The sequence below is a fragment of the Longimicrobium sp. genome, assembly GCF_036399255.1.
Classification (GTDB): Bacteria; Gemmatimonadota; Gemmatimonadetes; order Longimicrobiales; family Longimicrobiaceae; genus Longimicrobium.
This window is the reverse complement of record NZ_DASWNM010000105.1, coordinates 1-12,928: the sequence shown is the minus strand read 5'-3', so window position 1 is coordinate 12,928 and position 12,928 is coordinate 1. Positions and strand designations below refer to the sequence as shown.

The following is a 12,928-nucleotide window of genomic DNA, read 5'->3' as shown; positions in this document are numbered from 1 at the left end:
GAGCGGCGTAATGTGCAACTGCCTGCACTGCTCCATCGCCCGGTTTCCGCACGCGTTCTGGAGTTCTTCCGATGCCTTTGCGCGATGAGAAGACGTTCACGGATGAAGAATGGATTGCCGCGTTCGCGCTCGTTCTCCCACCGGACCAGGCACGCGCGGAGGGGCTCGCGTGGAATTCGCTCCCCGACCTGAAGGGGTTCGAGGATGCGACGGCGGAGGAGATCGCAGCCGCGGGGGTGAGCGGACCGCGAAGCTACGACGGCGACGTGCTCGATCTTCTCTCGCTGGTATCCGATAGCTGTGCGGAGCGCGCGTGGCGCTTGCTCGGTGTGTCGCCGGACGAAGGCAAGCACCGGCGTGAAGAGTTCCGCCGCCGGATCGCCGATGCTCTGCGGGCGCGCGGTGCAAGCTGAACGTACAGTCGAGTTGTGACATGTCACAAACGCCGGGTAGATTGGGGCCTTACCTGAAACCCACTCTCATTCCGGAGGCAATCGTGAAAGTAAAGCGAATCGTTGCTGGCTTGGCGCTGGTTGTAGGCGCCGCCGCGTGCAGCGGGGACGCTCCCACCCCGCTTTCCCCCGCCGGTCCCTCTTACGACGGAGGCGGGCACACGCTGGGAGGCGGCGGAGGCACCCCCGGCACCACGACAACGCAGGGCGACACCACGCAGCGCGGCGGCGGTCACACGCTCGGTGGCGGAGCGTGAGAACGAGCAGGCTCCAGAGGGTCACCTCGGAGCCTGCTTGCATCCAGCAGCACCACACTCGCGCTCTTACGCGGCGACGGCGGGTTCGTAGAGGTGCGGCTGGAATTCCGTGAAGAGCGCCGAGATCTGGGGGATCGGGCCCAACTCGGCCACGGCGTCGTTCACACCGTGGTATCTCAACACGAGCAGCTGGGGAAGCTTGGTCTTGTCGAGCTCTCCCACGCCTTCGCGGACGTACTGGTCGAGCACGAAGTCCAGAAAGGCGCGCTGCCGCTCCGTGTACCGCGAAAAGATCAGCGCCCGGTGCGTGGCCACCCGCTCGCTGCGGGTGATGGGCACGGAGGCAAAGCGGACGTAGGCAAGCACGTCGTACAGATCGCTGTCCTCCGCGTCGATGATGGCGGCGACGTTCCTCAGCTCCTCTTCGCGGTATCCCTTCTCGGCCAGGCCATCCATCAGCGCACGGCGCGTATCGGGACGGCCCCAGATGCGACGCAGCTCTTCTTCATCGCGGAACAGGTCGGGAAGGTCGCCGTACAGCCGCTCGATGAACTGGGCGGCGGAAACCGGCTTGCCGTCCGGGCCCCAGAAGGAGGTCGAAACCATGTGCTGAATCGTGCGCTCCTTGCCGTCCGCGAGCCGAATGCGGACACGCTTTGGCTTTGGCCTCTTCTGCTCGTCATCCGGGGGGCCGTCCGGTGGCACGTCCGGGTCCTGCGGTTCGGGCCTAACGGGGCCGGGTTCGGGCGGCTCGGCGGGCTCGCCGTCCCACTCGGGATCGTTGAAGTGCTGGTACGCCCTTACGAAGTCGTAGATGGTGAAGTGGTCCTTGCCCTCGAACAGCCGGGTTCCGCGGCCGATGATCTGCTTGAACTCCATGATGGACTTGATTGGCCGCATGAGCACGATGTTGCGCACGTTGCGCGCGTCTACCCCGGTGGAGAGTTTTTTCGAGGTGGTAAGGATGGTGGGGATGGTCTTTTCGTTGTCCTGGAAGATGCGCAGCTGCCGCTCGCCTTCTTCGGCGTCCTTGGCCGTGACGCGCACGCAGTAGTTGGGGTCGGTGCTCGTCTTCATCTGGTTGACGAAGTCGCGCACGAGCAGCGCGTGCTCCTGCGTGGCGCAGAAGACGAGCGTCTTCTGCCGCTGGTCAATCGCGCTCATGAACAGGCCAACGCGGTACCGCTCCCGCTCCCGGATTTCGATAGTGCGGTTGAAGTCCTTCTCCACGTACCTCCGCCCTTCCTCCAGCTCGCCGTCCACCAGGTGGTCGTCAGAGGTGTAGACGTATTCGTCCAGAGTGGTGGAGATCTGCCGGACCTTGAATGGGGTCAGGAAGCCGTCGTTGATGCCTTCCTTGAGCGAGTACATGTAGACGGGCTCGCCGAAGTATGCGTAGGTGTCGGCGTTGCCGGTGCGCCGAGGCGTGGCGGTAAGGCCCAGCTGCACGGCGGGCGCAAAGTAGTCCAGAATGCCGCGCCATTCGCTCTCGTCGTTGGCGCCGCCCCGGTGGCACTCGTCGATGACGATGAAGTCGAAAAAGTCGGGCGGGTACTCGCCAAAGCTGGGGGCGGGGTTCCCTGCGGCGTCGGTGCCCGACATGAAGGTCTGGAAGATGGTGAAGAACACGCTGGCGTTCTTCGGCACCTTGCCCTTCTTCTTGATCTCGCCCGGGGTAATGCGCGCCAGTGCATCTTCCGGAAACGCGGAAAAGGCGTTGTAGGCCTGGTCCGCCAGGATGTTGCGGTCGGCGAGGAAAAGGATGCGCGGGCGGCGCGTGGGCTGCCGGCTCAGGTTCCAGCGGCTGTGGAAGAGCTTCCAGGCGAGTTGAAAGGCGACGAACGTTTTGCCCGTGCCCGTGGCCATGGTGAGCAGAATGCGCTCATCGCCGCCTGCGATGGCCTCCAGCACGGCATCGATGGCGTTGTGCTGGTAGTAGCGCCCCTCCCACGCGCCGCCGCGGTCCTCGAAAGCCACATCGGCAAAGCGATCGCGCCAGACGTTCTGCTCGATGAAGGTGGCGTTCCAGAGCTCCTGCGGCGTGGGGTAGGCATCCACGTACCCCTCGGCGCCGGTGTGCATGTCGACGCGGTAGATACCCACGCCGTTGGTGGAGAAGGCGAAGCGCGCGCCCAACATCTCGGCGTACCGCTTGGCCTGTCCCAAGCCCTCGGTGTCGGGTGCGTCGTGCTTCTTGGCCTCGATGACGGCCAGCTTGTGGTCGCGGTACATCAGCACGTAGTCCGCGATGTCCTTCTTGCCACGCTGTCCCCCACCTAGCAACCGTCCGGCGGTGATGACCTCGCGCCGAATGCGGCTCGCGTCCACGACACCCCAGCCGGCGGCGCGGAGGGCGGGGTCGATCAGTTCGGCGCGCGTCTCGGCTTCGTTCATGCCGCAGCCAACTCCCTCTCCACCTCGTTCGCGGTCAGTTCGCCCGCAAAGGCCTTCTGAAGGATGGACTGTTTCAACTCAGCGAGAGCGGAAAGCTTATGTTGACCAAGTACTTCCAACGCGGAGGTCTGACGTGCACACTCGTCGAGCCTGTTCGCAACGGCTATCTGTTGGGCGAGGCTCTGTGGAAACGCTAGCTTCACATCGCCCAGTTTCTTCGGGGACGTGTGTCGGACCTTGACTCCCGAAGCATCATCGTGGACCTTTCGCCGGAATGCAGCCGTATTGAATGCATGAAAGAAGAACCTATTGCACCACGGCGTCTCTTCATGCGGTACGACAAGCCCGAGCCGTTGATTGTGTAGAAAGAGTTGATCTTCAGGCACAATTGCCGGGCTTCCGAGAAGGCCGGCCGCTTGCTCCGTCATTGCTAAGAGCATGTCGCCTTTCTGAAGCACGTAACCTTCAGGTACGGGGCCGTTGTAAAATTTTTGCTTGTTCCCTCGGTCCCGGTAACCACCTGTTTCGTAAAAATTCCCAGGTGTCAGCAGCACATACTTCCCATCCTCCACGAAATATCTACTCTGGAAAGGGTATCCGTGCTTTATTGAAGCGATCGCGGCAAATTGCTTCTCTGTCCACCCTTCGTCTTTCTGAGCAAACACCGAATCTCGATAGCTCTCGAACAGCACGCGCCCATTGTCGAGGTTCATTTCGGCGTTCATGATCGCCGCGTTGATTCCCGCGAACGCCTCATCAAGGATCGCGACGATCCGCTTCTGCTCGGGGATTGGCGGCACAGGAAATAGATGAGATTTCACCTCACTGTCCAAAACGGCTGGATAACTGGCTCCCTTCTGTAGCTGCTCCATTTGATGTCTGAATTCATTGCGGAGCAACGCATAAAAAAGGTATTTTGGTTTCACGCAAGGGCCTGGGCGTAGCACAACATATCCAGTACTGCAAACAGATTGATCCAGATCAGACGAGATCAATGCCAGACGCTGGAGTGTCGGGCGAATGGTTGCAAAAATTACATCGTCACTCCGAACTAAGCGACGCGCCCGGCTTGGTGCATCTTGTCCTTTCAGGCGTTGAGTTGAAACAACTTGGTATGTCTTGTTCGACGTACTCGACACATCGATGTAATCGAATTCCTTGTTCGGCGTTTGCCCAGGATCGATGGATTCAGTTGGCTGGACCACATCCGCGATTCTCTTCATCGGCCAAGTCATTGTCATACCATCTCTCGAATGCCAGCGAGAATCTTGGCGCTCTCCGCATCCAGCGCCGCGATTTCGTCGAGAATGTCCTGTGGATCGCGAAGAGGCGCTTCCTCGGGCATGGTTGGATTACGAACCGAGAGATCGAACGTCCCCCGATCTACATCATCCATCCTGACCGTCCACGATCGCTCAGACACTAGGTATGAGGCCTGAAAATTAACGAATTCCTTCAGGTCGTTGTCGTTCAGCGCGTTTGTCTTGCCCATGTTCCGGCCCGGATTGAGCTGGTAGTACCAGATCTTTCGTGTGGGCGCGCCCTTCTCAAAGAACAGCACGGCCGTCTTTACGCCTGCGCCTTGGAACGTGCCGCTGGGGCAGTCAAGGATCGTGTGCAGATTACAACTTGTCAGCAGCTCCTCACGGAGAGCGCGCGAGGCGTTGTCGGAGTTGGAGAGAAAGGTGTTCTTGATAACGATGGCTGCGCGCCCGCCAGCCTTGAGCGACTTGATGAAGTGCTGGAGAAAGAGAAACGCCGTCTCGCCGGTCCTGATGGGAAAGTTCTTCTGGATCTCCGGCCGCTCTTTTCCGCCGAATGGCGGATTGGCCAGGATCACGTCGTAGCGATCCTTCTCCTGGATGTCGGAAAGGTTCTCCGCGAGCGTGTTGGTGTGCACGATGTTGGGCGTCTCGATGCCATGCAGGATCATGTTCATGATCGCGATGACGTACGCCAGCGACTTCTTTTCCCGGCCGTAGAACGTGCGATTCTGCAGCGTGTGCAACTGCCCCGTCGTCAGATTGCCCTTGCGCAGATAGTCGTACGCCTCGCACAGGAACCCCGCCGAGCCCACCGCGCCGTCGTACACACGCTCGCCGATGACCGGCTTCACCACCTGGATCATGGCGCGGATGAGCGGCCGTGGTGTGTAGTACTCGCCGCCGTTGCGCCCGGCGTTACCCATTCGCGCGATCTTGCTCTCGTACAGCTGCGAAAGCTCGTGCTTTTCCTTCTGCGAGCCGAAGCGGAGAGTATCCACCAGATCTAGCGCGTCGCGCAGACTGTAGCCGCTGCGGAACTTGTTCCGGATCTCGCCAAAGATCTCGCCGATCTTGTACTCGATGGTGTCGGGCCCCGTTGCCCGGCGCCAGAAGCCCTCTAGGTACGGAAACAGGTCGTTGTTCACAAAGGCGATCAGATCGTCACCCGTCAGCGCTCGGTCTTGATCGAAAGCGCCGGCCGCCGTACGGGGCGCTGCCCACGCCGACCACCGGTGCGGCTCGTCGATGATGTACTCGTACGACCGGCCGACCAACTCGGCCTCCATCGCCCGCGCACGTTCCAGGTCGTCCAGGTACTTGAGAAAGAGCATCCAGGACGTCTGCTCAGTATAGTCCAGCTCGGACGAGCATCCCGCTTCCTTCCACAGGACGTCGTCGATGTTTCTGAAGGTCTGTTCGAACATGGAAACGCGTAACCGGGGCTTTCAGGAAACCAGGAGGGGTGAGGCTTTGCGGAACTGTCTTGCGCCGCGACTCGGAAACCGGGGGATTCTTCCGCCGCTCGTTGGGCCATATGTAAACTAGTGCGATCCCGCCCCTAGCGGCAACTGGTAGTCTGGAACCCGGCCCATGACCAGAAAACAGCCAGAAACCGTGAGCGGCGCGAGTTCATACCTGGCGCAATCGGCGCTGGAGGCGGATGCAGGACCAAGCCCGTGCCGGATTCTGGAAAAGAAATGGCCTCACACAGAGTCAGCAGAGTCGTCAGAGTGCGAGTCCCTCTGTTGACTCTGCTGACTCTGTGTGAAGCCAATCTGTTGTCGGTCACTCCAGCTTGTCGAAGCGGACGTTCCGCAGGCGGCCGTTGGCGTTGGAGACGCGCAGGGCGGTCACGGTGCCGTCGGCGGCGCGGTGGAACTCCACGGTGTCGATCCAGCTCTCGCCGCCTTTGAAGACGTTGGCGCGCTTGGGCGTGAGCGGCACGTCGCCGTGGCGGCGGTGCCGGGCCAGGAGCCGCCCGTCGTGCAGGACGACGGTGTAGAACGTCTCCAGCTCCGGGCTGTAGTAGCGGCCCGTGTACGCCTGCATCTCGGCGGCGGAAGGCACGTACGGAACCGCCCGGCGCGCGGACATGCTCCGGCCCCGCTGCACCAGCGTCGCCCGGCGCACGCTGCCATCGCTCTCGCGGTGAAAGGTGACGCCCGCGTCCAGCTCGCCCAGGTGGAACGTGGAGTCGGAAAGGGCCCGCATCTCCCTGCGGCGCGCCTGGACCAGGACCAGGCGGTCTCCCGCCCGCTCGAAGCGCATCGCCACCCCGTTCTCCGCCTCCCAGTCACCCGTGTACCGGTCCAGCACCGCCGAGTCCACCGACACCGACGGCCCGGCCGGCGCCGCCGCCTGCGCCGGCACCGGCGCGGGACGCATGTCCGCGGCAAAGAAGGATTCCGCGATGCGGTCGGCGGTCTCCTCCGCATCCAGCGACGACACGTTGCCCAGCACCACCACGCCCGCGTCCAGCGCCGGATAGTAGCTGACCATGGAGCGGAATCCGGCATCGGCCCCGCCGTGATAGATGACGTCCAGGCCGCGGTGCCTGGCGACGAACAGGCCCAGGCCGTAGTCCGTGGTGTCGCCGCGGCTCAGCAGGGCGCGCGTGCGCATCATCCGGGCGACCTCCGCGCCGCCCACGCGGCCGCTGCCCAGGTTTCGCAGCCACTTCACCAGGTCTTCCGTGGTGGTAAAGAGGCTGGTGGCGCCGGCGTTGGCGTAGCTGAGCACCGCCTTGTCGAAGCCGTTCCCCGCGGGGCGGTACGAGTAGGCGCGCCCGGGGACGATGCGCTCGTGGTCGTCGTACACCTGGGTGTCGTTCATCCCCAGCGGATCGAAGACGTTGGCCTTCATCCACCGGCCAAAGTCCTCGCCCGTCACGCGCTTTACCACCTCGGCCAGCAGGGTGAAGCCGGTGTTGCTGTACGCCCACTCCGCGCCCGGGGCAAAGTTCAGCTCGCGCTGGCGGGTGATGAGGCGCATCAGGTCGTCCTGCCGGATCACGTCGTCGGTCAGCCCGCCGGCCAGCACCCACAGCGACCACTGGTCGCGCATCCCGCTGGTGTGGCTGAGCAGGTTGCGAAGGGTGATGCGCTGGCCAAGGTCCGGAAGCTCGGGAAGGTGCTGGCGAACGTCGTCATCCAGCGAAAGCTTTCCCTGCGCGGCCAGCGTGGCGATGGCGAAGGCGGTGAACTGCTTGGAGACGGACGCCACGTGAAAGACGGTGCGCGGGGTGATGGGCGCATCGTACTCCAGGTTGGCGCGTCCGTATCCACGCGAAAAGAGCTGCCGGTCTCCGCGAAACACCAGTACCGCGGCGCCCGGCGATCCCGGCCGGTCGTACGCCGCCATCAGCGAGTCCACCACGCGCACGCTCGCGTCAGGTGTGCCGAGTGGCGCGGGCGAGGTGCTGGGGACAGGCCCGGACCCGGCGGGCGTGGCGCAGGCACCTATCACCAGCGCGGCCGCGGTGCCCAGCAGGGCCGATCGCATTCTATTCATTGATGTTTCCTGTAAGGGAGTGGATGGGATTCGAAGGGATGCGGGGCGTACCGCGCAATGCGGCGGGCCTCCGGTGGATCGTATGTAATGGTGGTACTGCACCTTTGTGCTGGATCTGTCTTCCTGAGACTGAGGGAGCGCCACACTGCGCACACCCCAATCTGTCATTCCGAGGGAGCGCCGCCCCGGTTTCTCCGCTGCCTCTGGTGCTGGCGCGCGACCGAGGAATCTACTTTCCGTTTCCTCGTGGCTTGCCGCGGCGCCCCGGACCGGCCCTGACTGGCTGTTTCGCCACCGCGGCGATGGTGCGGGCTGCCGCGTCAGGCCTCCAGTGGGCCGACAGTAGATTCCTCGGCCCTGCAGCCTGCTGCGCGAGCGTCCGGGCACAGTGCGGCCGGGCCTCGGAATGACAGTCCCTGTTGTCATCGAACAGGGTGCGCGGAGAGCCGCTGGACCCAGTGCACACCCCATCTGTCATTCCGAGGGAGCGCCGCCCCGGTCTTTCCGCCATCTCTGGTGCTGGCGCGCGACCGAGGAATCTACTTTCCGTTTCCTCGTGGCCTGCCGCAACGCCCCGGACCGGCCCTGACTGGCTGTTTCGCCACCGCGGCGACGGAGCGGGCTGCCGCGTCAGGCCTCCAGTGGGCCGACAGTAGATTCCTCAGCCCTGCAACCTGCGGGGCACTCGTCCAGGCGCAGCGTGGCCGGGCCTCGGAATGACAGGCGTTTCTATCCAACGTGCGAACTCCGCTGGAGCCGGGACGATCAGCGCCGACGGGCACTCTCGCACTCCCGCACTCCCGCACTCCCGCACTCCCGCACTCCCGCACTCCCGCACTCCCGCACTCCCGCACTCCCGCACTCCCGCACTCCCGCACTCCCGCACTCCCGCACTCCCGCACTCACGCACTCACGCACTCACGCACTCACGCACTCACGCACTCACGCACCTCACTCCGCCCGCAGCGCCTCCATCGGCTCCACGCGCAACGCGCGGCGGGTAGGGACGATGCACGCGAGCAGGCAGACGGCGGTCATCAGCGCCGCGTAGCCGGCGACCAGCACAATGCCGCGGGCGGAGAGCGGCGCCATCCCCATGATCCAGGGCATGGCGGCGACGACGGCGGTGCCGGCGGCGATGCCGAAGCCCACCTGCGCCAGCGGGCGGCGGAAGATGGCCACCACCAGCCGCCGCGCATCCGCCCCCAGCGCCACGCGAATGCCGATCTCCCGCGTGCGCAGAGAGACGGTGAACGCCATGACCGCGTAGATGCCGGCCAGCGAAAGGAGCAGCGCCACCGAGCTCACCAGCACGATGAGCCAGAACCACAGCTCCATGAAGCGGTCCTCGCCCACCCGGTCCAGGGGCACCAGCTGGTGCAGCTGCAGGGTGGGATCGACCTCGGCGGCCAGGGCGCGCAGGCGGGGGGCGAACGACTCCGGCGCGCCCCGCACGTGCACCGCCATGTACAGCGGCGACTCGCCGCCGGGCGCCACGGGGTGGTACAACCCCTCGGGGTCCACGTCCATCCCCAGGTCCGGCACCACGCCCACGATCTGGTGCCATGGCTCCGGCTCGGCGGGCGCGGCCTCGCCCCGCCGCGCGCGGGGGACGTAGCGCACCCGCCGGCCGATGGGATCGCCACCGCCCAGCACGCGCCGCACGAACGACTGGTTCACCACCACCGTCCGCGCCCCCGGCGCCAGGTCGCCGGCCTCGAAGCCGCGGCCCCGCAGCACCGGCACGCCCACGACGGAGAAGTAGTCGGGCGCGACGGAGGTGTAGCTGGCGTAGCGCGCGCCGAGCGCGGGATCCACCGGCGCCGCGGCGCCTTCGTCCAGCTCGATCACGCGGTACGGATGGTCCATCCGCGGCAGGTGTCCGGCGAAGGTGGCGCCCACCACGGCGGGCTCGGCCTCCACCCGCCGCTCCAGCTCCGCCGCCGTCGCCCGCGCGCGCGCCGCCGCGCCCGACGAATCGGCCGCGGCCTGCGCGGGGTCCGCCTCCAGCCGCACGGTCAGGTACCGCGCCGTGGCGAAGCCCACGTCGGCGGACTGGCCGCGCTCCGCCTCACGCTGCGCCACGAACGCGGCCGCGGGAAAGACAACGGTGACGGCGACCTGGGCGATGATGACCGCCGTCCACACCCCGCCGAAGCGGTATCCGCCGCCGCCCGCGCTGGCCCGCCGCAGCCGCGTCCCCAGCGCGCGGGTCACCTTCAGCGCGGGAAGCACGCCCGCCACCAGTGCCGCCAGCACCGTCAGCACGCCGGCGTACACCACCGTCGCGGGGGATACGCGGTCGCCGATCCAGAACGGCAGCCCGGGAAGCTCCGTCACGCCCGCCTCGATGCCGGGGAGCGCCCAGCGCAGCCCCAGGTCCGTGGCCGCGAGCCCCGCGGCCGCGGCCACGCCCGCCAGCACCAGCGCCTCCACGAACAATTGCGCGATGATGCGCCCGCGGCTGGCGCCCAGCGTGTTGCGCACCACGATCTCCCCTTCGCGCGACACGGCCCGCGCAAACATCAGCAGCGCCACGTTGCCGCACACCAGCACCAGCAGCGCCACCAGGAACAGGTTCATGGCCCGCAGCCCCGCCGCTTCCCCGCCCGACGACATGTCGATGATGGAGGTGGCGTACGGCAGCACCTGGGGCTGCAGGTTCGCGTGCGTCCGCGGCAGGTCCGCCGCCGCGCGCCGCCCCAGCGCGGCCAGCTCCGCCTGCGCCTCGTCCATCGTGGCCCCGGGCGCCAGCCGGCCGAAGACGCGCAGGCCGGGTCCCTCCGCCGATTCGGACGCCAGCGCGCTCCGTGGCAGCGGCGCCCAGATCTCGTGCGCGATGGGAAACCCGAAGTCGCGCGGCATCACGCCCACCACCGTGTGCACCGTGGAACCCAGGCGCACCTCGCGCCCCACGATCCGCGGATCGCCCCCGAAGCGCCGCCGCCACAGGTCGTGGCCCAGCACGACGACGGGCGTGGCGCCGGGCCGCTCGTCCTCGTCCACCAGCGTACGGCCCAGCAGCGGCGGCACGCGCGCCACCCGGAACCCCGACGCGCTCATCTCCGCCAGCACCACGGGCTCCATCTGCACGCCGGGGGCGCTCAGGTTGCGCGGAAAGCCGCGGAACGCGCCCACGTCCTCGATCGTCCGCACCCCGTCGCGCCACGCGTCCAGGTCCCGCGGCGAGGGGCGCGCGGGCTCGGCGGCTTGGGCGTCCCAGTGGCGGATGCCCACGATGCGCCCGCCGTCAGGGAGGGGCAGGGTGGGATGCACCACCTGGCTCACGAACTCGAACGTCCCCGCGCCCACGCAGATGGCGAACGCGATGGCCAGCCCGCCCACCAGCGTGAGCCCCGGGTACTTTCGCAGCATGCGAAAGCCCAGCTTGAGGTCCAGCGACAGCCCGCCGGCCCACGCCAGCGTCCGCCCGTCGCGCAACGCTTCCTTGTGCCCCTCCACGCCGCCGAACGCGAGCACCGCCTGGCGCCGTGCCTCGGCGGGGTTCATCCCCGCGCGCAGGTTCTTCTCCGTCTCCATCTCCAGATGGAAGCGAAGCTCCTCGTCCATCCGCGCTTCGGCGTCGCCGCGGGAGAGGAGGCGCAGGCGGGCGCGTATTGCGTGCATCATGAAGGTGAACGGGTGAACGGGTGAACGGGTGAACGGGTGAACGGGCAGCCGATCCGGAGAAGGAGAGCCGTTGTACTGAATCCGAGGAAAAACCTGTCATTCTGAGAGAGCGCCCACCCCGGGCTCTCGGGAGAGCCGCGAAGCCCGTTGGCGCGACCGAAGAATCTCCCTCCCCTCGCGCGGAGCCCTCTCCCGGGCATCGCCCGGGAAACCCGCGTGGCCGAAAGATCCTGCCGCTTCGGATAAAGATTCTTCGGTCGGCGCCATGCTCCTGGGTAAGGGCAGAGCACTGCGCGGCGCCTCCCTCAGAATGACAGGTTTGGTCAGGCCTGGTTTAAACAAAATCCTGGAAAACACCTGTCATTCTGAGCGGAGCGCCCACCCCGGGCTTTCGGGAAAGCCGTGGAGCCGGTTGGCGCGACCGAAGAATCTCCCTCCCCTCGCGCGGAGCCCTCTACCCGGGCATCGCCCGGGAACCCCGCGTGGCCGCAAGACCCTGCCGCCCAGATAGAGATTCTTCGGCCGGCGCCGCGCTCGCGGGCGAAAGGAAAGCACTCAGCGGCGCTTACTGACGCCCCAAACTGGCCCCGTCTGGCTCTTGCGCCGCCTCAGCGATGGCGCGGGCTGCCGCGTCCGGCCTCGCGCGAGCGGACGGTAGATTCCTCGGCCCTGCAACCCGCGGCGTGATCGTCCGAGTGCGGTGTGGCCGGGCCTCGGAATGACAACCCTGTTTTCATCCAGCATGGTGCGCGGAGCGCCGCCGTGTCAGGGAGCCAGGAGGACCAGGTCCATGGCGGCGACGAAGCGGCGCCAGCTTTCCACCTCGGTGCCCAGGGCGCGGCGGCCGGTGGGGGCCAGCGCGTAGTAGCGCGCACGGCGGTTGTTCTCGCTGATCCCCCAGTCGCTGGTGATCAGCCCCTCCTTTTCCAGCCGCTGCAGGGCGGGGTACAGCGACCCCTGGTTCACCTCCAGCGCGCCCTCCGAGATCTGCTGAATGCGCTGGCTGATCCCCCAGCCGTGCATGGATTCCAGCGAGAGCGTCTTCAGCACCAGCAGGTCCAGCGAGCCCCGCAGGGCGTCCGTCTGATTGCGTGCGGTCACCGATGAATCCGGAAAGAGAGCTTCTGTAGCTGTCTACTGTAGCCGTCGAGAGGAAGAATGCGTCTCCTTCCCCTCGCTGTCAAGAGGAGCGATGGAGAGGCGCCTGTTCACGACCGGAAAAAGGCATGACACCGAGGGCACGGGGGACACGGGGATTTTTCTCCTCTGTGGCCTCTGTGGGTAGCAGCTCCCTTGCTCAGTGACGCTGGCGAATTATCTTTCGGGTAGGCGCAATTGGGTGCTCTCCTGCCTGGAGGTGGAGTTGGCTCGAACGCGAATCGAAAGCAGCGATCCCTGCCCGTTCTGCAGCGGACGCTCG

Annotated in this window: 7 protein-coding genes; 1 reads left to right on the top strand and 6 read right to left on the bottom strand. The window is 66.0% G+C overall.

Annotated elements, in window-relative coordinates; all coding sequences use genetic code 11:
- Positions 1 to 71: 71 nt before the first annotated feature.
- A complete protein-coding gene (locus VGC13_RS19445) occupies positions 72 to 413 on the top strand; it encodes a hypothetical protein (RefSeq protein ID WP_331126947.1) in 342 nt (113 codons plus the stop codon).
- A gap of 362 nt (positions 414 to 775) precedes the next feature.
- Here the strand turns inward: VGC13_RS19445 and hsdR are convergent, their stop codons facing one another.
- From hsdR to VGC13_RS19415, 6 genes are all read right to left on the bottom strand, one after another.
- Complete coding sequence (hsdR, locus tag VGC13_RS19440; protein ID WP_331126946.1) at positions 776 to 3,103, bottom strand: EcoAI/FtnUII family type I restriction enzme subunit R; 2,328 nt, start codon at positions 3,101 to 3,103, stop codon at positions 776 to 778.
- Entirely contained in the window at positions 3,100 to 4,326 is a 1,227-nt protein-coding gene (locus VGC13_RS19435) for a restriction endonuclease subunit S (protein WP_331126945.1), read from the bottom strand. The genes hsdR and VGC13_RS19435 overlap by 4 nt, the downstream gene beginning before the upstream one ends.
- A gap of 14 nt (positions 4,327 to 4,340) precedes the next feature.
- Positions 4,341 to 5,792, bottom strand: coding sequence for an N-6 DNA methylase (locus VGC13_RS19430; RefSeq protein ID WP_331126944.1), 1,452 nt, complete (start codon positions 5,790 to 5,792; stop codon positions 4,341 to 4,343).
- A gap of 361 nt (positions 5,793 to 6,153) precedes the next feature.
- Positions 6,154 to 7,878 carry a serine hydrolase domain-containing protein gene (locus VGC13_RS19425; RefSeq protein WP_331126943.1) on the bottom strand — a complete coding sequence of 575 codons (1,725 nt, stop codon included), beginning with the start codon at positions 7,876 to 7,878 and terminating at the stop codon, positions 6,154 to 6,156.
- Between the two features lie 951 nt (positions 7,879 to 8,829).
- Positions 8,830 to 11,505, bottom strand: a complete 2,676-nt coding sequence (locus VGC13_RS19420) for an ABC transporter permease (protein WP_331126942.1) — start codon at positions 11,503 to 11,505, stop codon at positions 8,830 to 8,832.
- A 768-nt stretch (positions 11,506 to 12,273) separates the two neighbouring features.
- The gene (locus tag VGC13_RS19415) at positions 12,274 to 12,609 is read right to left on the bottom strand and encodes a PadR family transcriptional regulator (protein WP_331126941.1); all 336 of its coding nucleotides are present in this window, start codon (positions 12,607 to 12,609) and stop codon (positions 12,274 to 12,276) included.
- Between the last annotated feature and the right edge of the window lie 319 nt (positions 12,610 to 12,928).